This window comes from Diplocloster modestus, assembly GCF_019042245.1.
GTDB lineage: Bacteria > Bacillota > Clostridia > Lachnospirales > Lachnospiraceae > Diplocloster > Diplocloster modestus.
This window is the reverse complement of sequence record NZ_JAHQCX010000017.1, coordinates 46,058-69,422: the sequence shown is the minus strand read 5'-3', so window position 1 is coordinate 69,422 and position 23,365 is coordinate 46,058. Positions and strand designations below refer to the sequence as shown.

The window sequence follows — 23,365 nt, the reverse complement described above, 5'->3', positions numbered from 1 at the left end:
ATGAGATATTTGACATTTGCATTGGGTAAAGGACGGCTGGCCAGCAAAACACTGGAGATGTTTGAAAAAATCGGCATTACCTGTGAAGAGATGAAGGACAAGGGATCCAGAAAGCTGATCTTTGTCAACGAGGAGCTGAAACTTAAGTTTTTCCTGTCCAAGGGACCGGATGTTCCCACTTATGTGGAGTACGGCGCTGCGGATATCGGGATCGTCGGAAAGGATACTATACTGGAAGAGGGCCGGAGAATGTACGAGGTGCTGGATCTGGGCTTTGGAAAATGTACGATGTGTGTGTGCGGGCCTGAATCTGCCCGGGAATTATTAAAGCATCATGAGCTGATCCGGGTGGCAACGAAGTATCCGAATATCGCAAAGGATTATTTTTATAATAAGAAACATCAGACGGTCGAAATTATTAAATTAAACGGCTCGATCGAGCTGGCACCGATCGTTGGGCTTTCGGAAGTGATTGTGGATATCGTGGAGACCGGCTCCACGCTTAAGGAAAATGGGCTGAAGGTTTTGGAAGAGGTGTGTCCGCTGTCCGCGCGCATGGTGGTGAATCAGGTCAGCATGAAGATGGAAAATGAGCGGATCAGCCGGATCATTCAGGATTTGAAGAGTATTCTGTAACGTAAATATGAATACATGCCAATATGCATAACAGTGATACGCATGTTAATGAATTTAAAAATATAATATAATTAAGAAGAAATACAACTATATACAGAAATACAAATACAGATGTACCGTATACAGGAGGCAAGGTTACCATGAAAACCATACAGATAACGGAAGAATCCAGAAAAAATCTTCAGGAACAGCTGCTCAAAAGAAGCCCTTCCAGTTTCGGAGAGTATGAAGAGCGGGTGGCACAGATCGTAAACGAAGTAAAGCAAAAGAAGGATCAGGCCTTATTTTCCTTTACCGAAAAGTTTGACCATACTGTAGTTACGGCTGATAACATTCTGGTTACAAAAGAGGAGATCGAGGAAGCCTACACGCTGGTCGATCCGGAGCTGGTAGAGATCATCCGGAAGGCCAGGGCCAATATCGTGGAATACCACGAGAAGCAGCGCCAGTACAGCTGGTTCGACAGCAAGCCCAACGGTTCCATGCTGGGACAGAAAGTGACGCCGTTAAAGCGGGTGGGCGTCTATGTGCCCGGGGGAAAAGCGGCATATCCCTCTTCCGTGCTGATGAATGTGCTTCCGGCCAAAGTCGCGGGTGTGGAAGAGCTTATTATGACGACTCCTCCGATGAAAGATGGAAAAGTATATCCCGTCACCCTGGTAGCGGCTAATGAGGCAGGCATCGACCGGATCTACCGGGTGGGCGGAGCCCAGGCGGTCGCCGCGCTGGCTTTCGGAACGGAAAGCGTGCCGAAGGTAGATAAAATCGTAGGGCCGGGGAACATCTATGTGGCTTTGGCCAAGAAGGCCGTATACGGTCATGTAAGTATCGATTCTATCGCGGGTCCCAGTGAAATCCTGGTATTGGCGGATGAGACGGCCAATCCCCGTTATGTGGCGGCAGACCTTCTGTCCCAGGCAGAGCATGACGAGATGGCGTCCGCGATCCTGGTCACGACCAGCAGGGAGCTGGCGGAACAGGTGTCCAAAGAGGTGGAAACCTTCGTGGCGGAGCTTTCCCGTACGGAAATCATGCAGGAATCCCTGGATCATTACGGATATATTCTGCTGGCAAAGGATATGGAAGAAGCTGTCGAGACAGCCAACGAGATCGCATCGGAGCATCTGGAGATTATGACAGCCGATCCCTTTGAAGTGATGACAAAGATCCGGAACGCGGGAGCGATATTTATCGGTGAATACAGCAGTGAACCGCTGGGCGACTATTTTGCAGGACCGAACCATGTGCTTCCCACCAACGGGACAGCTAAGTTCTTCTCCCCCCTAAGCGTGGATGATTTTATCAAGAAGTCCAGTATCATCTACTATTCCAGGGAGGCGTTAGAACCGGTTCATGAGGACATTATCAAATTCGCTACGGCGGAACGGCTGACAGCCCACGCCAATTCTATTAGAGTCCGCTTTGAAGAATAATTATTTTGCTTCAGCTATGTAATAGATCTGTTTAGCAGATCGTCTGAAAAGGTCGAAATAATAGATCGATCTTTTCGATTTTATGAAGTAGCCGTTTGAAAGAATAGGAGAGGTGTCATGCAGCAGAGGATCGGAAGAGTTGAGAGAAATACCAGTGAGACAAAGATAAAAATGGAGCTGAATCTGGATGGAAGCGGTAAGACCCAGATCGATACCGGAATCGGTTTTTTCGACCATATGTTAAATGGCTTTGCACGGCATGGCTTGTTTGACCTGGACGTGAAAGCGGAGGGCGATCTGATCGTGGACTGTCACCACACGGTGGAAGATACGGGTATCGTGCTGGGAAACGCGATTCGCAAGGCCGTGGGGAACAAACAGGGAATCAAACGGTATGGAAGCCTGATGCTTCCCATGGACGAGTCGTTAGTCCTGTGCGCGGTAGATTTGTCCGGGCGGCCGTATCTGGTCTATGACGCAGAATTTACGTCAGACAGAGTCGGCTATCTGGATACAGAGATGGTACGGGAGTTTTTCTATGCCGTCAGCTATGCGGCCGGAATGAACCTGCATCTGAAGCTGATGTACGGCAGCAACAATCATCATATCATTGAGGCGATGTTTAAGGCCTTCGCCAAAGCGTTGGATGAGGCAACCGTGTATGACAGAAGAATACAAAATGTACTGTCTACAAAAGGAAGCTTGTAAATAGAATCCTGTAAATAGGAAGCTTGTAAATAGAATCAAATAGAAGTCTGTAAAAAATCCATAACAGAATTATTTAAAGGAATTCCTTAAATGGGCCAAATGTAAGGAGTGTAAGGTAAATCTTATGAATAAGAAAAAACTCATACCATATATAAGAATCCACGGCCGCTCGGACAATGCGCTTGCGCAGGCTCAGAGCTTCGCAGACCGGGGAGCCGATGCGCTGCTGATACTGGACTGCTCCGCAGATGATATCAGTCACGACGAAGTGATCGGGGAAATAAAAGAAATCTACCGGAAGGTGGATCTGCCCATCATCGCGGGCGGAAATATCAAACGGCTGGAGGATGTGAAGAAACTTCTCTACGCCGGATGTGATAAAGCACTGCTGGAGCTGTCTAACGAAGCCCACACAGCGCTTCTTAAGGAAGCTTCCAAACGCTTCGGGAAAGAAAAGATCGCCGTGTCTGCAGATGATCTGGAATCTCTGCAAACACATCGCGCCGATATTCAGGAAAACGCCTCTCTGGTCGTCTATTATGGTTCGGAAGATGCCGGTTTGGTGGAGCGGAATATGGTGATGTCCTGGATTATTTTCCTGACTGTGGACATGGAAGCTGCGATCCCCGGATACCTGGAACAGTCCGCACTTACCGGTGTATCCAGCGTGTCATTGAGCCGTGACACGGTGGATTATATGCAGTTAAAGGAACAGTTCCGGGCCAAGGGATATCCAATGGATGTCATGGAGAGCGCGTTAGCCTGGGAAGAGTTTCAGTTGAACAGTGACGGTCTGATTCCCGTGGTGGTTCAGGATTACCGCACGGACCAGGTTCTGATGCTGGCCTACATGAACGAGGAAGCCTTTCGGGTGACTCTGCAGACAGGACGAATGACTTATTGGAGCAGAAGCCGCAGCGAACTGTGGGTGAAGGGCCTGACGTCCGGACATTTCCAGTATGTCCGCTCGCTGAGTGCGGACTGTGATAAGGACACGATCCTGGCAAGGGTATCCCAGGTGGGAGCAGCGTGCCATACGGGAGCGGTTTCCTGCTTTTTCAACGAACTGGTGAAAAAACAGTACGATGAGACCAATCCCCGGAAAGTGTTCGAGGATGTCTATGGTGTTATCATGGACCGCAAAGAGCATCCGAAGGAGGGGTCCTACACGAACTATCTGTTCGATAAGGGAATCGACAAGATCCTGAAAAAGGTGGGGGAAGAAGCGACGGAGATCATCATAGCCGCTAAGAATCCCGATCCGGAAGAGATAAAATATGAAATATCAGATTTCCTGTATCATGTTATGGTTTTGATGGCGGAACGGGGCGTGACCTGGGACGATATCATGAGAGAACTGGCCAGAAGATAGAAATGCAGACAGATCATACCGGTCAGGCGGCACAAACCTCAAATTGCGGCATAAACCTCAAATTTCTCACATATAGTATACAAAAGGATGGATAAGTTATTCCAAATGTACAGGATGCGCTGTCCTGACTGAGAATAAGGAGGAAATAAGATGCCCAAAAACCCGATGGAATACCGGCAGCAGCTGTTGGCAGAAGCCAGAGCAACCATGTCTTCCAGTCATGGTGAATCTGCATTTCGCAATCCCGGCCTGATTCATCCCAGATACGGAAGAACGCAGGAACAGCAGGAGACAGAAGGAAAGGTTAGCTTTTTCAAAGTGCGCTGTGTCATTGCTGTTGTTCTTTTTCTGGGATTCCTCGTACTATACACGACGGGGGCTTCTGTTTTTCAGTATGACAGCCAGAGAATTGTTTCCACGTTTTCTGACACGATAGAAGCAGAAGACGTATCCGCCTATATCCAGGATGTGAAAAATCAATTATTCCCGGAGGATTCCTGATCCTTCGGGAATTGCCTTTTTCAGCCGTTCTTCAGCCGGATATCATTTGAAAAATTCCGTAATTTTATCCAGGCGGGAAGTCATACTCTGGAACAACATGTCGATCAGGGCAACAGCTGCCATAGATTCCACTACCACTACGGCCCTGGGGACGATAACCGGATCGTGACGCCCCTTGATGCAGATTTCCTGAGACTCCTGACTGCGGTTGACCGTCATCTGCGGGGCAGCGATTGATGGTGTTGGTTTGACCGCGGCCCGGAAAATAATATCGGAACCGTCGCTGATACCCCCCAGAATTCCCCCGGCGTGGTTTGTTGCTTTCCTGATATTACCGGAAGCGTCGATACCGTAGGGGTCATTATTGTCCAGTCCGGTAGCCCGGGCAGCGGCAAAGCCGTCCCCGATTTCAAACCCTTTCACGGCGCCAATGGACATAATAGCTTTGGCCAGGTTAGCATCCAGTTTTTCAAAAACGGGTTCACCGGCCCCCTGGGGAAAATTCCGAATCACACATTCGATGACGCCGCCGGATGAATTTTGATTATGCATACATTCCTGCAGATAGGCGGCAGCCTCCCCGGCAGCGACCGGATCAGGCATATGGAACGGGTTACGGTAAATCTCTTCCGGATCAAAGCATTTGGGGTTTGCATCCACCGGTCCGATGGACTTCGTATAAGTGGTTAAAGTGACCCCCAGCGTCTGGAGAAGCTTACATGCGACAGCGCCTGCGGCCACCCGGGCGATCGTCTCCCTACCGGAAGAACGTCCGCCGCCGCGGTAATCCCGGAAACCATATTTTACATCAAAATTCAGATCTGCGTGGCCCGGCCGGTAATAATTGGCGATTTCACTGTAATCCTTGGAACGCTGATCCGTATTACGCACCAGCATAGCGATGGGTGTCCCGGTGGTACGGCCCTCAAAAACGCCGGAGATTATCTCCACCAGATCCCCTTCCTTGCGCTGTGTAGCGAATTTGGACGTACCCGGTTTACGCCGGTCCAAATATACCTGAATATCTTCTTCCGTCAGCGCAAGACCACTCGGGCAGCCATCCACCACCACGCCGATACCATTACCATGAGATTCGCCCCAGGTAGCTATTTTAAATACAGTTCCATATGTAGATCCGGACATTTGAAGTCAACTCCTTATCGTATTTGATTATTTATTCAAACCTGAGTTCGGACAAAAAAGTTCCGCAAGCGGATCTGTCTTATCCCACAAAATAAAACTATGCATAGAGGACGACAGCAACCAGTACCATGTCCTGGCTTCCGGTATTCATAAGTCCATGATACTGGCCAGGCCGGATCAGTCCGGCTTCCCCAGCCCGAATGGACTTCTCCTCCTTCTGATCTTGAAAGATCCCTTCTCCGGAGAGAACATAATAAACCTCGAAGTTCCCTAAATGCTGGTGATAACCGATAGACGACCCGGGCGGCAGTACCATGCGCAGCATAACCTCGCCCTTCCCCATCAAATCCTCCTCATTTAACACCGGATACAATTCGATCTCGCCTTTCCCTCCAAAACGATTCGAAACGCGTCTGCCTTCTTCTCTCCTAATCATGTATTTTCCCCCTGCTCAATCAAAACGAACCGCGACCAAAAAAGCGCCGCTTATTATTTTCAATTCCCACATGTGTGCGGGCTCATAATAATCCCTAAGTGTATAATATCGTACACTTTCCGATTCCAGCTGTCAATAAAAAACACTGGAAAGGTGCCTTTCACGGTTAATTATGGGAGGGGACAGGCCCCTTTCTCCACGCAGCTGCCCGAAAGCCTGTCTTTACTGCCGAAAGGTGCCAGTCCCCCTCCACCGATATCTTTGCAGCCTTCCGCAAACAACTACGGAAGAACCTTAGGAGCAGCGGAGTTCTGCCGTTTCCGATTGCGGAAATAAGAAGCAATTTTCCGATATCCCCGTTTCCCATAATTCAGAATCTCATAAATAGTATCTATAATATGCGGAGTAAAGAGCACCAGCCCCAGAACCACGATGATCTCCCGGAACTTAATGTCCACCATATTTAACATATCCGGCACCAGGAGCAGGCTTACCAGGAAAAGGAAAAACATCATATAATAGATGACCTTGCGAAGAACCGATTCCAGCGGATATACCTTTCGGATCATATACAGGCTGGTGATACCGGTGGTGAGGACACACATGGTAGAACGCACGGACACAGAGGTTTCAAACAGCCGGCAAAATGCGGTAATGCAGATAATCTCCAGTACGATGGTCAGCGCACCGGTCAGCGCATTTTGTAATACGTTCTTTAAAAAGCTTCCGCTGACCCGGTTAAAATTCGGTTCCAATGAAAGCACAAAGGTGGGAATACCGACGGCCCACATACTGATAATCGACAGCTGGATGGGTATGAAAGGATAGGAGGCACTGATCAGCAAAGACATAATGGTCAGGATCAGGGAAAAGATCGTCTTGACCAGAAAAAGGGACGCAGCGCTCTGGATATTGTTGATGACACGGCGGCCTTCCCGCACGATATAGGGCATGGATCCGAAATTGGAATCCAGCAGTACCAGATTGGAACAGTTTTTGGCGGCATCGCTTCCGGCCGCCATGGCGATACTGCAGTCGGCCTCCTTTAACGCCAGTACGTCGTTGACACCGTCGCCGGTCATGGCAACAGTATGTTTGGCCTTTTTCAGAGCAAGCACGATTTCTTTTTTCTGCTCCGGTGTGACCCGTCCGAATACCTGGTATTTTTCAACAGCTTCCTGAATCTCTTTTTTTGTTTTCAGTTTCGTGGCATCTACGTAGGCATCGGCCCCATTAAGACCTGCCTTTCTCGCTATATTGGCTACGGTGGCTGGATTATCCCCGGAGATGACCATCAGCCGGACATCGCGCTCGGCAAAATAGCGAAGTGTTTCTTTGGCATCGCTGCGGATGACATCGCTTAACAGGATGATAGCACAGGCTTTTAAGTGCTCCGGCAGACCGGTCCCTTCGGCCATAGCGGGACTGTGGGCCAGTACAAGGACCCGGATTCCCTTGGATGTGTGCATATCTATTTTCTGGCGCAGGAAAGAATCTTCCTGGGGGAACATAAACTCATAAGCGCCCATGATATAGGTTCCTTTTCCCTCAAAGGATACACCACTGTACTTTCTGGCCGAAGAGAACGGGATCGTATGGACAGCCCGATAGTTCTGGTATTCCGGGAAATGTTCCTTCATCGCCATAAAGGTGGCGTTGTCATCCTGAAGGCTGTGCATGATATTTCCTATAATTTCTTCCGCGGGGACATTCTCCTCAAGTAAAATCAAGTCCTCCACCTTCATGGTACCCTCGGTCAGCGTACCGGTTTTGTCCAGACACAGAACATCCACCCGGGCCAATGTCTCGATACAGAACAGCTCGTGTACCAGGACCTGGCGTTTACCCAGATGAATGACACCGACGGCCAGCGCGATACTGGTCAGCAGCACCAAGCCCTCCGGTATCATACCCAGAACGGCCGCCACCATATTGACGACGGAGTCGGCAAAGGCGGCTTCGCTGATGAAATACTGGCTGGCAAACAAACCGGCGCCCAGCGGGACGATCAGAATACTGATGATCTTCAGGATAATATTGATGGAACGCTGCAGCTCGGAGGAGTGTTTTTTTAATTTACGGGCTTCGGACATGATTTTAAAAGCAAAATTATCTTCCCCCACATGCTCCACCTGGACAGCCGCCTGGCCGGATACCACAAAGCTGCCGGAAAACAGATGGTCTCCCGGACGCTTCACAATGATATCGGATTCCCCGCTGATCAGGGATTCATTCACCTCAAGGGTTCCCTGGCGGACCACAGAGTCGGCGCAGATCTGATTGCCGGTAGTGAGCAGCATGATATCGTCCAGCACCACGTCATCGACGGAAATCTTCTCGGATTTGTGATTTCTGCGGACGGTCACTTTGGAGGCGGTGATCAGGGATAGTTTGTCCAGGGTTTTTTTCGCACGGATTTCCTGGAATATCCCGATCGCGGTGTTGCAAATCACGATTCCCAGAAAGAACAGATTCTTAAAGGAAACGACGAATATAATCAGGCCGGCTAAGACCGCATTGATTAAGTTGAAAAACGTCAGGAGGTTGTCTCTTATGATCTGTTTGATACTCTTTGCGTTGGCATCCTCCTGATAATTAAACCGGCCGTCATTCAGCCGCTGTTCGACCTCCTCAGAGGTCAGGCCGCCGCGGATATCAATCCCTTTTTCGAGTTGTGCATTCATTCGGATAATCTCCATTTTTCGTATTGTTCCAATATATTCTATGTTATCTATTATAACGCTATTTCTCATATTGTCATTTAAAAAAATATAAATTTTCTCTTATAATATTCTAAATATTACAAGAGGGGACTGGCATCTTTCGGCAGTAAAGTGAAACCTTATGGCGGCTGCGTGGAGAAAGGGGCCTGTCCCCGGATGCCGGCTTATTCGAAGAAAAAATACCTGTCCCGGGATGCCGGCTTATGCGAAGAAAAAAACGTCTGTTTCCCCGGATTCGGGTCTATTCGAGTCAACATCCGGGGACAGGCCCCTTTCTCCACGTAGTTGCTGGAAGGTTTCACTTTACTACCGAAAGATGCCAGTCCCCTCCCGGCAGTTTTGATTAATATTCCTAAACAGGCATTGACAGCAATATTACACACTTGTATAATATAATTGTGATTATACAAGTGTATAATATTTTGCCGATAAAGGGAGGACTGTATCAAATGAGAACAGGAGAGTCGGAGTATAATCGGTTATGCGGGAAGCATCTGCCGGAAGCGGAGCTGGAGATTATGCAGGTCGTGTGGAAATGTGAGGAACCGGTAAGCGCAAGCTATATCCTTTCTGAGCAGACGGGCCGGGACTGGGCGCTTCCCACGCTGATGACTGTATTGTCCCGGCTGACACAAAAAGGGTTTCTGATCTGTGAAAAACACGGGCGCAATAATTATTACCGCCCGGCTGTATCAGAAGAATCGTATAAGGCGGCGGAGGGGAAGACTATGCTGAAAAAGCTGTACCGAAATTCCTTTCCGGATATGGTAGCTTCCTTATATAATGGCAAAGCGATACAAAAAGAAGATCTGCTGGAACTAAAAAAGATGATCGATGAGCTGGCGGGAGAGGGGGATATCCATGACTGAGTTTATTCTGAACATGGCGGCCGTGTCTGTCACCACCGGGGTACTCCTTCTGCCGCTGCTGCTGTTTTCCAGATTCCTGAACCAGCGAATCCGCATGAGCTGGAAAAAAGGAATCTGGTTCATGCTGGCTGTCCGCCTGCTGATTCCGGTTCCATTTCCGGAGGCGGTATTTCACGTGCAGATTCCGGATGGAGAAATGCGGGCAGCCACGTCAGTCGCTGAAAATGAACCGGCGGGCCAGGTCATACAGGGAGGCGGTAACAAACTGCATCAGGACGCAGAAAAAGAAGCGAAATCATCAGCCGGCAAACCGGGGAAAGACGCGGCATCGGCAGGTGACTCCAATATTCTTACGGTTCTGATGTGGATATGGGCGCTGACAGCCATCGGTTTTCTCCTGTCCTACCTGACCGGGTATCTTTTGTTCGCAGAAAAATTAAAGAGGAGTGCGGCAGAGGTCACCGACCCCGTGACCCGGAACACCTTTTTAATACTGTGTGAACAGCTGGGCTTAAATCCAGGCCGGATCGAGTTGATGTGGAGCAGCGAAATGAGCCTTCCCTGCGCCTTTGGATATATACGGCACAGGATCTGCCTGCCGCAGCGGAAGATGGAAGAACAGGAGCTGCGCTATCTGCTAAAACACGAATTGTATCATATCAGGCAGCATGATCTGTGGTATAAGCTGCTGTTCCTGATCGTGAACGCTCTCTACTGGTTTCATCCCCTTGTGTATCTGATGCGCCGGGAGGCGTACAAAGATATGGAGTGCCGCTGCGACGAATTGGTTATAAAAGATTCCGGCCTCTCCGGGAAAAAAGCCTATGCGCTGGTTCTCCTTTCCGCGGTCTCTTGTGCAAGACAGCCGGGCGGAGCGTTCTCCACCGGATTTTCAGAAAACAGGAAATCACTCGAAGGGCGTCTGAAAAATGTGATGAACAGCCGGAAAAAACGGCTTGGCACAGCGGTGGCAGCAGCTCTTGCGGCAGCGCTCCTCCTGCTTCTGGCAGGCGGCCTGTTCAAACTGCAGCAGCCGGGAGCCGGGCGGGATCTTTTGACAAGGCTCGACCTGACGCAGGAGGAAGAAAATGAAATCACCAACAGGGAAATAAGCGGCACTGCCGCCAAATATTCCTATGAAACCGATGGGTCATACCGGAGAGTAACGCTGCAGCTGGAGATGTGGGAAAAAGGGGAGTTACAGGACATACTGGGACAGCAGACACTGCCCTTAAGCGAGAAAAAAGGGGAGCTTACAGCAGCCTTTGACTCCGACGCGATCTTTCGGGAAAATCAGGAGATCGGCTGGCGCGCCGGCATCCGGCAGATACCGGAAGGATTCATTCGCAAGCGTTTGAATCCGGAATCAGAGGTTACGACAAAGTGGAGTGTAAGGCTGCCGCAGGAACCCCAATTTATAGGGGCCGCCTATGGATGTCTGGGGGATCTGCCGGCAGAAAAAGAAACTTCCATAGAAGAAGGCCGGCCGATCATTCTGGCCCAGCTGATCATGGACGCAGACAACCGTTTGGAAGTGATCTCCATAGATCCCACAGATGAAGAAACACTGCGCACCTATGATCTCGTCTATCTGCTTACCTGCCGTTTTTCCAAAGAGGAACCAGATCAAACTTAAACACAGAACCCGGTCCGGCTTGTATATCCAGCACTTATACCGTGATTTCACCTGCCGCAGAAGCCGCTCCCCTCTCTATTGAATCTTATCCAGGTATATGATACACTCTAACAGAATGTTAGGACAACACTACTACTTATAAATTATGGAGAATAAAATGTACCGATTACTGAAACAGGACGGAAAAGCAAAAAGAGGGGAGTTCCACACCGTTCATGGTGTGATTCAGACCCCTGTATTTATGAATGTCGGAACCGCGGCGGCAATTAAAGGAGCCGTATCCACAGAAGATCTGAACGCCATCGGCACCCAGGTGGAATTATCCAATACCTATCATCTGCACGTCAGACCCGGAGACGATGTCGTCTACAAAATGGGCGGCCTGCACAAATTCATGGTCTGGGACAAACCGATTTTGACCGACTCCGGTGGATTCCAGGTGTTTTCCCTGGCAGGGCTTCGGAAAATCAAGGAAGAGGGGGTCTACTTCCATTCACACATCGACGGCCGCAAGATCTTCATGGGACCGGAACAGAGTATGCAGATCCAATCCCACTTGGCTTCCACGATCGCGATGGCCTTCGACGAGTGCCCATCCAGTGTGGCAGAGCGAAAATACGTGGAAGACTCGGTAGCCCGGACCACCCGCTGGCTTCTGCGCTGTAAAGAGGAGATGGCCAGATTAAATTCCCTGCCCGAGACCATCAACCCTCATCAAATGCTGTTCGGGATCAACCAGGGAGCCATCTTTGAGGATATCCGGATTGGCCATGCGAAGGAAATCGCCGCCCTCGATCTGGATGGTTATGCCATCGGCGGCCTGGCCGTAGGTGAGAGCCACGAAGAGATGTACCGGATCCTGGACGCGACGGTCCCCCATCTGCCGGTGGATAAGCCTACCTATCTGATGGGAGTCGGGACTCCGGAAAATATCTTGGAAGGCGTGGACCGGGGGGTGGACTTCTTCGACTGTGTATACCCCACCCGAAACGGCCGGCACGGCCATGTATACACGAACCATGGTAAGTTAAATCTGTTTAACGCCAAATATGAACTGGATGCCCGGCCATTAGAAGAGGGGTGCCAGTGTCCCGCCTGCCGCAGATACAGCCGGGCCTACATCAGGCATCTGCTCAAGGCCAAAGAGATGCTGGGCATGCGGCTGTGTGTCCTTCACAATCTCTATTTCTATAACACCATGATGACTGAAATACGTGACGCCATTGAAGCTGGGCGTTACCAGGAATATAAGGCGGGGAAAATAGCCCGTATGCGTGCGGGGGAGTAAACGGGCGACAGTCCCCTCTTATAAGTATTAAAAAATTATAAAATATGAGAAAGTACTTGATGAATCTTTGGCAATTGTGTAGAATGGACGTAATGGGTAAAAATACCAGGAGAGATTATAGTGAGATTAGGAGGAACTATTATGTTATTAGCAACACAAGGCGGAGGCAGTCCCTGGGTGCTGTTGATTTTTTATGTTGTTGTGTTTGGCGGTCTGATGTATTTTATCGCGATCCGTCCTCAGAAAAAAGAGCAAAAGAGAATGGCCGCGCTGCTGTCCTCTGTTGAAATCGGCGACAGCGTCATCACTACCAGCGGATTTTACGGCGTCATTATCGATATTACCGACGAAGATGTGATCGTAGAATTCGGCAGTAACAAAAACTGCAGGATTCCAATGAAAAAATCCGCGATCGCAGATGTGGAAAAAGCGGAAATCGAATAAAATTTATTGAAAAAACAGACAGGCTTGCTGCCGCACGGACGATGGAATCATCGCAGATGCGGCAGTATTTTTTTGACTCTTTACAGTATAGGGATAAAATAAGATAGAACGTTGTCCGTTTTATTTTTTGAACTAATCTTGGTGGGCATGGTTATAAATGGCTTGTATTTCATCCGGCAGTTTATCCGGCAGCATTTCGTTCAGACGGTTTTCATTACCGTCTTTTAGCGCCTGTTCGTAATACCAGCATTTGAAGCGGAGCATATCCAGCACTTTTTCCAATCTTCTTAATTCTGCGTCCACCACTTCCTTTCGATTCAGAAAAAGGTCCAGCCGCTGCGGGTAAGTATCGCTTCCCTCAGAGCACCATACCATAAATTGTTTGATATCCTTTATTTCCATACCGGATTTTTTCAGGCATTCGATTACCCGGAGGGCTTCAAGTTCCTTTTCTCCAAATTTGCGGATGCCGGAAGAACGCTTTATGTCGGGGAACAGCCCCTCTTTGTCATAATAGCGGAGAGTCGAAATGGGCAGTTGGAACATCTCTGATACTTGTCCTATCGTATACATATAGAATTACCTCCCTTAAACATATTGAATAAAAAGTTCTTGACCTGGAGTCAGGTTCAGGTATTATCATGATAATATCACAGATTGGAAAAAATAACAATCTGACATTTAAGGAGGTTATACAGGATGACCAGGAAAGTTCTTGTTATCAGCACCAGTTTAAGAAATCGCAGCAACTCGGAGATACTGGCAGATTCTTTCATAGAGGGTGCGAAAGCGGCAGGGAATGATGTGGAAAAAATATCTTTAAAGGACAAGTCCATCGCTTTTTGTAAAGGCTGTCTGACCTGTCTGACGCTGCGCCGCTGTGTCATAAAAGATGATGCGGTTGAAATCGCGGAGAAAATGAAAACGGCAGATGTAATCGTATTTGCCACCCCGATTTACTATTATGAAATGAGCGGACAGATGAAGACATTGCTCGACCGTGCGAATGCGCTCTACACGGCAGACTATGCTTTTCGGGATATTTATTTTCTGTCCTCGGCGGCGGAAGAGGGGGATGGCGTGGACGAAAGAGCAGTCCAGGGCTTGGAAGGCTGGATCGCCTGTTATGGCAAATGCCATTTATCTGGCACGGTATTCGCAGGAGGAGTAAATGATGCAGGTGAAATAAAAGGCCATCCGTCTCTGAAAAAGGCCTATGATATGGGCGCTTCCATCAAATAAAGGAGGATGATAAAATGGAAGAGAAATTACATTTGACAGAAGAATGGGATAAGACATTTCCCAAAAGCGATAAGGTAAATCATAGTAAAGTTACGTTTCATAACCGCTATGGAATCACTTTGGCGGCAGACTTATATGTGCCGGCAGACGCAAAGGGGAAACTTTCCGCTATCGCGGTAAGCGGTCCTTTTGGCGCGGTGAAAGAACAGGCGTCTGGTTTATACGCGCAGACTATGGCGGAAAAGGGATTTTTGACAATCGCATTTGACCCTTCCTTTACGGGGGAAAGCGGCGGAACTCCCCGTTATGTGGCTTCCCCGGATATAAATACAGAGGATTTTCAGGCCGCGGTGGATTTCCTGTCCGTTCAGGATAAGGTCGATCCTGAAAAAATTGGTATTATCGGTATCTGTGGATGGGGAGGGATGGCGTTAAATGCGGCCGCAATCGATACGAGAATTAAGGCGACGGCGGCTTCTACCATGTATGATATGTGCCGGGTAAACGCAAAAGGTTATTTTGATTCCGAGGACAGCGAAGAGACCCGTTATGAGAAACGTAAAGCCCTGAATGCGCAAAGAACCAATGATTACAAAACTGGAGAATATGCCAGGGGCGGCGGTGTTGTTGATCCTCTGCCGGCAGACGCGCCGTTCTATGTAAAAGATTATCATGATTATTATAAGACAAGGCGCGGTTACCACAAGAGATCGTTAAATTCCAATGACGGTTGGAATATAACGTCTGCTTTGTCGTTCTTAAATATGCCTATTCTGCAGTATAGCAGCGAGATCCGTAGCGCTGTTCTCCTGATTCACGGTGAAAAGGCGCATTCCTGCTATTTTAGTAAAGATGCCTTTGAAAAACTGAAGGGTGACAACAAGGAACTTCTTATTATCCCCGGGGCTGTCCATACAGATCTTTACGATCAGATGGATATTATCCCATTTGACCAGATGGCGGAATTTTTCAGGGCCAGATTGTAAAATTATGTAAAATGCAGATGAAATGCGTAGACGGCGAAGGCTGGTATCAGGAGGATGGCAAGGACGCACAGAGCCTGAAACCGGGAACAGTCGTTACGATCCCTGCAGGAGTAAAACACTGGCACGGAGCGAAAGCGGACACTTGGTTCAGCCATCTGGCCGTAGAGTGTCCGGGTGTGGATACTTCAAATGAGTGGCTGGAGCCTGTGACGGATGAACTTTACTGCAGCCTGTACACCTCTCAAGCTTAGATGCTTGGGAGGTGTTCTTTTCATTCCCAGTACCGGAATCATGGACCCGGTTAATTGAAGAAATAGTTGAAATCTCGAAAGAAATAGGCTATCATGATACTAATATCGCTTTTTCTTGAATAGGAAAGTGCTCCTAATGAAGAAAAAGCCCCTCCGGGGGATCGCACTGCAGCGGAAAGGAAGATGCCGTTTGCGCGGCCCGCCGCTGGCGGAGAGTTTCGTAAACGAAACTCTATTTAGGTTAAAGGAACAAAGGAGAGAGGACAATGAACTATCATATTGCGTTGATTCCGGGAGACGGGATTGGCCCCGAGATCGTAGCTGAGGCCAGGAAAGTACTGGACCGGATTGCTGAAAAATATGGGCATGAATTTGAATATCAGGAATTGCTGTTAGGAGGCGCCTCCATCGATGCCACCGGAGTCCCGCTGACAGATGAGACTGTAGCCGCCGCGAAGAAGAGTGATGCGGTTTTGATGGGTTCCATAGGGGGGGATACGACTACCTCGCCCTGGTATAAGCTGGCACCGGAGCTGCGCCCGGAAGCCGGACTGCTGAAAATCAGAAAAGAATTAAATCTATTTGCAAATCTAAGACCGGCTGTTCTGTATGATGAATTAAAGGCCGCCTGCCCGCTTCGGGACGAAATCATCGGCGACGGATTCGACATGTTAATTATGAGGGAACTGACCGGAGGTCTATATTTCGGAGAACGTAAAACATTTGAAGAAAATGGTCTCACGACAGCTGTCGATACGCTTACATATAACGAAAACGAAATCAGAAGAATTGCCATAAGAGGATTTGACGTCGCCAGAAAGAGGCGAAAGAAAGTGACCAGCGTGGACAAGGCCAATGTGCTGGATTCCTCGAGATTGTGGAGAAAAGTGGTTCAGGAAGTGGCGGCGGATTATCCGGATGTGGCTTTGGAGCATATGCTGGTAGATAACTGTGCCATGCAGTTAGTGAAGAATCCGGGCCAGTTCGATGTGATCCTGACGGAGAACATGTTCGGGGATATTCTTTCCGATGAGGCCAGCATGGTGACCGGTTCCATCGGTATGCTGTCATCCGCCAGCTTAAATGATACGAAGCTTGGCCTGTATGAGCCCAGCCATGGATCGGCTCCGGATATCGCCGGTAAAGGAATCGCCAATCCGATCGCCACGATTCTGTCCGCAGCGATGCTGCTCCGATACTCCCTGGATCTGGACCAGGAGGCGGACGCGGTGGAAGCGGCCGTGAAGCAGGTGCTGAAGGAAGGTTACCGGACGGTGGATATCGAATCGGAAGGCTGCGCTCAGGTTGGGACTGCGCAGATGGGAGATCTGATCGTGCAGAGGATCTGAATGAAACAAGAAAACAGGTACAGTAAAGGGGAATAGATATGAGAAGTGATTCAGTAAAAACAGGTATGCAGCAGGCCCCGCACCGGTCTTTGTTTAACGCGCTGGGACTTACGAAGGAAGAGCTGGAACGGCCGCTGGTCGGGATCGTCAGCTCATATAATGAGATCGTCCCGGGACATATGAACCTGGATAAGATTGTGGAAGCGGTAAAACTTGGGGTGGCTATGGCCGGAGGAACGCCCATTGTATTTCCGGCGATCGCGGTCTGTGATGGAATCGCCATGGGCCACACCGGGATGAAATATTCTCTGGTTACCAGGGACCTGATCGCGGATTCCACGGAATCCATGGCTCTGGCCCATCAGTTTGACGCTCTGGTGATGGTGCCCAACTGCGATAAGAATGTACCCGGACTATTGATGGCGGCCGCCCGGATCAACGTACCCACTGTGTTCGTAAGCGGCGGGCCGATGTTAGCCGGCAGGGTGAGAGGGCAGAAGAGAAGCCTCTCCAGCATGTTCGAAGCCGTTGGCTCCTACAGCGCCGGGAAGATGACGGAGGAAGAGGTGGCGGAGTACGAGAACAAGGTATGTCCCACCTGTGGTTCCTGCTCCGGGATGTATACGGCCAACAGTATGAACTGCTTAACCGAAGCGATCGGCATGGGGCTTAAGGGCAACGGTACGATCCCCGCGGTGTATTCCGAGAGGATTAAACTGGCGAAGCATGCCGGCATGAAAGTCATGGAGCTTCTTGAGAAAAATATAAAACCCAGGGATATCATGACGGAAAAAGCGTTCTTAAATGCCCTGACCGTGGATATGGCTCTGGGATGCAGTACGAATTCCATGCTGCACCTGCCGGCGATCGCCCATGAGGCCGGCGTGGACTTAAATGTGGATATTGCCAATGAGATCAGCGCAAAGACCCCGAATCTGTGCCATCTGGCGCCGGCAGGCCCGACTTATATGGAAGATTTGAATGAAGCGGGCGGAGTCTATGCGGTTATGAATGAGCTGGACAAAAAAGGCCTGCTCTATACGGATCTGATGACCGTAACCGGTAAGACCATAGCGGAAAATATTAAGGGATGTGATAATAAAGATCCCGAGACGATCCGGCCGATCGATCACCCTTACAGCGAAACAGGCGGTATCGCTGTGCTGAAGGGAAATCTGGCTCCGGACTCCGGTGTGGTCAAACGCTCGGCGGTGGCTCCGGAGATGTGGGTTCATGAAGGGCCTGCCAGAGTCTTTGACTGTGAGGAGGACGCGATCGACGCGATCAAGGGCGGAAAGATCAACTCCGGTGACGTGGTGGTCATCCGCTATGAAGGCCCGAAGGGGGGGCCCGGTATGAGGGAGATGCTAAACCCCACCTCCGCGATTATGGGGATGGGACTGGGCTCCTCTGTAGCACTGATTACGGACGGCCGTTTCTCAGGGGCGTCCAGGGGCGCCTGTGTGGGCCATGTATCACCGGAAGCTGCTGTGGGCGGTAACATCGCGCTGGTGGAAGAAGGGGATATGATCCGGATCGATATCCCGAATAATACGCTGGACTTTGAGGTTTCCGAGGAAGAGCTGGAAGCCAGACGGGCAAAATGGCAGCCCAGAGAGCCGAAGATAACCACCGGATACCTGGCCAGATATATGGCGATGGTAACCAGCGGAAACCGCGGCGCGGTCCTGGAAGTCCCGGGACAGAAGAAATAGAAAGAGAGGTTTCGTCTATGCAGTTAAATGGATCAGAAATCGTCATAGAGTGTCTGAAAGAACAGGGAGTAGATACCGTTTTCGGCTATCCGGGCGGTACGATTCTGAATATCTATGATGAATTATATAAGCATCAAAGTGAAATCCGCCATATCCTGACATCCCATGAGCAGGGTGCCGCCCACGCGGCGGACGGGTATGCCAGGTCCACCGGCAAAGTGGGCGTGTGCTTCGCCACCTCAGGGCCCGGCGCCACCAACCTGGTAACCGGCATCGCTACCGCGTATATGGACTCGGTACCGCTGATCGCCATCACCGCCAATGTGGCGGTGCCCCTTCTGGGCAGGGATACCTTCCAGGAGATCGATATCGCTGGCGTGACCATGCCGATTACCAAGCACAACTATATTGTAAAAGATGTAACCAAGCTGGCGGATACGATCCGCAAAGCATTTACCATAGCCAAATCCGGCCGGCCGGGTCCGGTCCTCATCGATATCACTAAGGATGTGACGGCAGCCGTCACGGAGTATGAGCCTGCGGTTCCAGCCCCGATCCATCGGGTTACGGACACGATTGTCCAGGCGCATCTGGAAGAGGCGGTCGACATGATCAACCGCGCCAAACGGCCTTATATCTTTGTGGGCGGTGGCGCGATTATTTCCGGCGCCAGCGGGGAAGTGGAGGAATTCGCGCATAAGATCCACGCGCCGGTAACGGATTCCCTGATGGGCAAAGGGGCATTTCCCGGGACCGATCCGTTATATACCGGTATGCTGGGAATGCATGGAACCAAGACATCGAATCTGGGCGTGACCGAATGCGATCTGCTGATCGCTCTGGGTGTGCGGTTCAGTGACCGGGTTACCGGCAATATCAAGCGGTTTGCCAGAAATGCCAAGGTGCTGCAGATCGATGTGGATCCGGCGGAGATCAACAAGAATGTGATGACATCCTTAAGCATCATCGGTGATTTAAAAGAAGTGCTGAAACGGCTGAATGCCCTGATTGAACAGAACCAGAGGCACACCTGGGTATCCCATATTCTGGAATTAAAAGAAAAATACCCTTTAAAATATAACGAAAATGGTTTATCCTGTCCTTATATTATAGAAGAGCTGTATCGGATCACAAAAGGTGAGGCTGTCATCACCACAGATGTGGGGCAGCATCAGATGTGGGCCGCCCAATATTATCAGTATACGAAGCCACGGACGTTCCTGACCTCCGGAGGGCTTGGTACGATGGGATACGGTCTGGGAGCCTGCATTGGAGCCAAGGTGGGGTGTCCGGATAAGCTGGTAGTCAATATCGCCGGGGATGGCTGTTTCCGGATGAATATGAACGAGCTGGCTACAGCGACCAGATATAATATTCCGATTATCCAGATGGTGATCAATAACCATGTGCTGGGAATGGTCCGCCAGTGGCAGACCCTGTTCTATGAGCAGCGGTATTCCTATACGGTCTTAAATGACCCGGTGGATTTTGTGAAGCTGGCGGAAGCCATGGGGGCGGAAGGAATCCGTGTGAGTAAAAAGGAAGAGGTGGCTCCTGCCATCGAGAAGGCGATCGCTTTAAATAAGCCGGTTGTTATTGATTTTCAGATCGACTGTGATGATAAAGTATTCCCGATGGTCTCTCCTGGAGCTTCGATTGAAGAGGCCTTTGACCAGCAGGATTTGGAAAATAGAGGATAATGCTTGTTTCTGAGTCATATATATTGTGAGGGGGACAGAAATCCAGAATAAATCTAAAAAACCAGAGAGGAGTTTGTGAAAAAAAGATAGCAGATTATGGAAGAAAACAAAACCCGAAGAGTGAATAATACTAAGAGAGAAAAGAAAATAAAGACACCCAAAGATCCGGCTGGCGAAACCGCGTCAACTGCGGAAGCGGTCATCCTGGATCTGACTGACCAGGCCAACCGGAGAGTAAAACCAAAGAAGTCGCATAAGAAACTGGTTTTGGGCATAGGAATTCCTTTAGGGGTATTGCTGCTTGCCTATATTGGCATATCCGTTTTTTTCATGAATTCTTTCCTATATGGAACCACAATAAACGGAGTGGACTGCTTTGGCAGTTCTCCGGAAAAGGTTTCACAGCTTTTGGCGGCAAAGTCATCCGAATATCAGTTGACACTGCTGGAACGCTCCGGTCAGACGGAGACGATCAGCGGTCCCGATATTGGGCTTACCTGGGATTATTCTGTGGAAGTGCAGGAGTTTCTGGATGCACAGAGCGCTTTTGCCTGGCCAGCGCTGCTGATGGACCATAAGAATTTTACCATAGAGCCCAGGGTGCAGTTTGAGGAAGATAAACTGGATGACGTGCTGGACGCGCTTTCCTGTTTTGATCCTTCCAACGTGACGGATCCGGAGGACGCCTATATCGAGCATACGGATACCGGCTTTGTATTCGTGGAAGAAGTGCAGGGGAACAAACTGGTAAAAAGCCAGGTGAAAGAGCAGGTGATAGCCGCTGTCAATTCTAATGATACGCAGTTATCTCTGGAAGAAACAGACTGCTATGTAAAACCGGAGATCACCATGGAATCTGAGGAGATCAGCAAGCCGAAGGCACAGATTGAAAAATATCTGGAGACCGAGATCACCTACGAATTCGGTTCGGATAAAGAGGTGCTGGATAAAGATACGATACACCAGTGGATCAGCATTGATGAGCAGAATGAAGCGGTTTTAAGCGAGGATGATGTAGCCTCCTATGTAAAAAAGCTGGCCAGCAATTACGATACCGTGGGTAAAAAACGGGAATTTAAGACCAGCGGGGGTTATATCCAGGAGGTCAGCGGTGGTCCCTACGGTTGGAAAATCAATCGGGCGGAAGAAAGAGAAGCTCTCTATGAACTGATTCAGAAGGGGGCCAAAGAGGCCAGAGAACCGATTTATTCCCAGACGGCGGCGTCCAGAGACGCCAATGATATCGGAAATACCTATGTGGAAGTTAATCTGACCACACAGCATATGTGGTTTTATAAAAATGGATCTCTGGTGAAAGATACCGATATCGTCAGCGGTATGATGACTGAAAAACGGGCTACCCCGCCGTTAGTCGGCTTTATCCACTACAAACAGCGCAACGCCGTACTGCGGGGAGAAGATTATGAGACACCGGTGAAGATGTGGATGCCGGTGGCCGGAGATATTGGGATACATGACGCCAGCTGGAGAAAGTCCTTTGGCGGTCAGATTTATGTCAAAAATGGTTCCCATGGCTGTATCAACACGCCGTACAGCGCGGTAAAGGTCATCTTTGAGAACATTGAGACGGGAACTCCCTGTGTCTTTTACTACGGACCTGAAAATGTGACGCCTCCGGAAGAAGCGCCGGTTCAGGAGACAGGGGAAGAACCAGAGAGCTGATAATAGTTCAGCCGTCCGGGAGCAGGTAAATCTGACTCCCCGGGCGGACATGCGGCGTCATCCGGTGGACAAAACGCCGCGTGAAAAGCCACAACTATTCAGATAAATGAAAATGCAAGGAGGAAATGAAAGTGAGCAGAGTGTATAATTTTTCAGCAGGGCCGGCGGTACTGCCGGAAGCGGTGCTGAAAGAAGCGGCAGAGGAGATGCTGGATTATAAGGGGACCGGCATGTCCGTTATGGAGATGAGCCATCGTTCCAAAGCTTACGAAGAGATCATCAATGAGGCGGAGGCGGACCTGCGGGAGCTGATCGGGATTCCGGATCATTACAAGGTCATGTTTTTACAGGGAGGCGCGTCGACCCAGTTCGCCATGATTCCCATGAACCTGATGAAAAATAAGGTGGCCGATTATATCATAACCGGACAGTGGGCGAAGAAAGCATTCAAAGAGGCGCAGTTGTATGGAAAAGCCAATGCCATCGCATCTTCCGAGGACAAAGTTTTCTCCTATATCCCGGACTGTTCCGATCTGCCGGTCAGTGAAGACGCCGACTATGTGTACATATGTGAAAACAACACGATCTATGGCACCAAATTCAAAACCCTTCCCAATACCAAAGGAAAAACCCTGGTAGCGGATGTATCCTCCTGTTTCCTTTCCGAACCGGTGGATATCACAAAATATGGGATTATGTACGGCGGCGTACAGAAAAATATCGGTCCTGCCGGTGTAGCGATCGCGATCGTGCGGGAAGACCTGATCACAGAAGATGTTCTCCCGGGAACACCCACCATGCTCAGATATAAGATTCATGCAGATAACAAATCCCTTTATAATACTCCTCCTTGTTACGGTATTTATATCTGCGGTAAAGTTTTCAAATGGATTAAGTCCATGGGCGGCCTGGAGGCCATGAAAGCCCACAATGAGAAGAAAGCCGCGATCCTGTACGATTTTCTGGATCAGAGCAAGCTGTTCAAGGGCACGGTGCGCAAAGAAGACCGTTCCCTGATGAATGTGCCCTTCATAACCGGAAATGAGGAGCTGGACGCCAAGTTTGTCAAAGAAGCCAAAGCGGCCGGATTTGAGAACCTGAAAGGCCACAGAAGCGTTGGCGGTATGCGTGCCAGTATCTATAACGCCATGCCCATCGAGGGTGTGGAGAAGCTGGTTGCCTTCATGAAGGAATTTGAAGGAAAGAATCTGTAATCCGGATGGATAATAAACTGATTAGACAGGAGGAAC

General features: G+C 49.6%; 21 protein-coding genes. 17 read left to right on the top strand and 4 right to left on the bottom strand.

Going from position 1 to position 23,365, the window contains the following annotated elements; genetic code table 11:
• From hisG to KTH90_RS19660, 5 genes are all read left to right on the top strand, one after another.
• The gene (gene hisG, locus KTH90_RS19680; RefSeq protein ID WP_158354935.1) at positions 1-636 is read left to right on the top strand and encodes an ATP phosphoribosyltransferase; all 636 of its coding nucleotides are present in this window, start codon (positions 1-3) and stop codon (positions 634-636) included.
• Between the two features lie 140 nt (positions 637-776).
• Positions 777-2,069, top strand: a complete 1,293-nt coding sequence (gene hisD, locus KTH90_RS19675) for a histidinol dehydrogenase (RefSeq protein ID WP_158354945.1) — start codon at positions 777-779, stop codon at positions 2,067-2,069.
• 117 nt (positions 2,070-2,186) lie between these two features.
• Positions 2,187-2,777 (top strand): imidazoleglycerol-phosphate dehydratase HisB, encoded by a 591-nt coding sequence (gene hisB, locus KTH90_RS19670; protein WP_158354947.1) that lies wholly within the window; start codon positions 2,187-2,189, stop codon positions 2,775-2,777.
• A 124-nt stretch (positions 2,778-2,901) separates the two neighbouring features.
• Complete coding sequence (gene hisIE, locus KTH90_RS19665) at positions 2,902-4,149, top strand: bifunctional phosphoribosyl-AMP cyclohydrolase/phosphoribosyl-ATP diphosphatase HisIE (RefSeq protein ID WP_158354949.1); 1,248 nt, start codon at positions 2,902-2,904, stop codon at positions 4,147-4,149.
• A 150-nt stretch (positions 4,150-4,299) separates the two neighbouring features.
• Entirely contained in the window at positions 4,300-4,650 is a 351-nt protein-coding gene (locus KTH90_RS19660; protein WP_158354951.1) for a hypothetical protein, read from the top strand.
• A gap of 42 nt (positions 4,651-4,692) precedes the next feature.
• Here the strand turns inward: KTH90_RS19660 and aroC are convergent, their stop codons facing one another.
• The 3 genes from aroC to KTH90_RS19645 all read right to left on the bottom strand — a co-directional run bounded on the left by aroC (position 4,693) and on the right by KTH90_RS19645 (position 8,913).
• On the bottom strand, positions 4,693-5,793 hold the full coding sequence (gene aroC / locus KTH90_RS19655; protein ID WP_158354953.1) for a chorismate synthase: 1,101 nt from the start codon (positions 5,791-5,793) through the stop codon (positions 4,693-4,695).
• A 97-nt stretch (positions 5,794-5,890) separates the two neighbouring features.
• Positions 5,891-6,229, bottom strand: a complete 339-nt coding sequence (locus KTH90_RS19650; protein ID WP_158354955.1) for a cupin domain-containing protein — start codon at positions 6,227-6,229, stop codon at positions 5,891-5,893.
• 281 nt (positions 6,230-6,510) lie between these two features.
• Positions 6,511-8,913 carry a cation-translocating P-type ATPase gene (locus KTH90_RS19645; RefSeq protein WP_238727309.1) on the bottom strand — a complete coding sequence of 801 codons (2,403 nt, stop codon included), beginning with the start codon at positions 8,911-8,913 and terminating at the stop codon, positions 6,511-6,513.
• Positions 8,914-9,401: 488 nt separating this feature from the next.
• Here KTH90_RS19645 and KTH90_RS19640 point away from each other — a divergent pair, with 488 nt between their 5' ends.
• From KTH90_RS19640 to yajC, 4 genes are all read left to right on the top strand, one after another.
• Positions 9,402-9,821 (top strand): BlaI/MecI/CopY family transcriptional regulator, encoded by a 420-nt coding sequence (locus KTH90_RS19640; protein WP_158354959.1) that lies wholly within the window; start codon positions 9,402-9,404, stop codon positions 9,819-9,821.
• Complete coding sequence (locus tag KTH90_RS19635; RefSeq protein WP_238727308.1) at positions 9,814-11,457, top strand: M56 family metallopeptidase; 1,644 nt, start codon at positions 9,814-9,816, stop codon at positions 11,455-11,457. The genes KTH90_RS19640 and KTH90_RS19635 overlap by 8 nt, the downstream gene beginning before the upstream one ends.
• 157 nt (positions 11,458-11,614) lie before the next feature.
• Positions 11,615-12,745, top strand: a complete 1,131-nt coding sequence (tgt, locus tag KTH90_RS19630; RefSeq protein ID WP_158354963.1) for a tRNA guanosine(34) transglycosylase Tgt — start codon at positions 11,615-11,617, stop codon at positions 12,743-12,745.
• Positions 12,746-12,886: 141 nt separating this feature from the next.
• On the top strand, positions 12,887-13,189 hold the full coding sequence (gene yajC, locus KTH90_RS19625; protein WP_158354965.1) for a preprotein translocase subunit YajC: 303 nt from the start codon (positions 12,887-12,889) through the stop codon (positions 13,187-13,189).
• Between the two features lie 132 nt (positions 13,190-13,321).
• Here the strand turns inward: yajC and KTH90_RS19620 are convergent, their stop codons facing one another.
• Positions 13,322-13,762: a MerR family transcriptional regulator gene (locus tag KTH90_RS19620; protein ID WP_158354967.1), complete on the bottom strand. Its 441-nt coding sequence runs from the start codon at positions 13,760-13,762 to the stop codon at positions 13,322-13,324.
• Positions 13,763-13,888: 126 nt separating this feature from the next.
• On the opposite strand from KTH90_RS19620, the gene KTH90_RS19615 reads away from it, so the two are divergent.
• The 8 genes from KTH90_RS19615 (at position 13,889) to serC (ending at position 23,329) form a co-directional block, all read left to right on the top strand.
• Positions 13,889-14,431, top strand: a complete 543-nt coding sequence (locus tag KTH90_RS19615; protein WP_158354969.1) for a flavodoxin family protein — start codon at positions 13,889-13,891, stop codon at positions 14,429-14,431.
• 14 nt (positions 14,432-14,445) lie between these two features.
• Positions 14,446-15,417, top strand: a complete 972-nt coding sequence (locus KTH90_RS19610) for an alpha/beta hydrolase (protein WP_158354971.1) — start codon at positions 14,446-14,448, stop codon at positions 15,415-15,417.
• A gap of 17 nt (positions 15,418-15,434) precedes the next feature.
• A complete protein-coding gene (locus KTH90_RS19605; protein WP_330656117.1) occupies positions 15,435-15,668 on the top strand; it encodes a cupin domain-containing protein in 234 nt (77 codons plus the stop codon).
• A gap of 266 nt (positions 15,669-15,934) precedes the next feature.
• Positions 15,935-17,017 (top strand): 3-isopropylmalate dehydrogenase, encoded by a 1,083-nt coding sequence (gene leuB / locus KTH90_RS19600; protein ID WP_158354973.1) that lies wholly within the window; start codon positions 15,935-15,937, stop codon positions 17,015-17,017.
• Between the two features lie 38 nt (positions 17,018-17,055).
• Positions 17,056-18,732, top strand: coding sequence for a dihydroxy-acid dehydratase (gene ilvD / locus KTH90_RS19595; protein WP_158354975.1), 1,677 nt, complete (start codon positions 17,056-17,058; stop codon positions 18,730-18,732).
• Positions 18,733-18,749: 17 nt separating this feature from the next.
• Positions 18,750-20,432, top strand: coding sequence for a biosynthetic-type acetolactate synthase large subunit (ilvB, locus tag KTH90_RS19590; protein ID WP_158354977.1), 1,683 nt, complete (start codon positions 18,750-18,752; stop codon positions 20,430-20,432).
• 96 nt (positions 20,433-20,528) lie between these two features.
• Complete coding sequence (locus KTH90_RS19585) at positions 20,529-22,115, top strand: L,D-transpeptidase family protein (RefSeq protein ID WP_158354979.1); 1,587 nt, start codon at positions 20,529-20,531, stop codon at positions 22,113-22,115.
• 131 nt (positions 22,116-22,246) lie between these two features.
• Complete coding sequence (gene serC, locus KTH90_RS19580; protein WP_158354981.1) at positions 22,247-23,329, top strand: 3-phosphoserine/phosphohydroxythreonine transaminase; 1,083 nt, start codon at positions 22,247-22,249, stop codon at positions 23,327-23,329.
• Positions 23,330-23,365 lie beyond the last annotated feature (36 nt).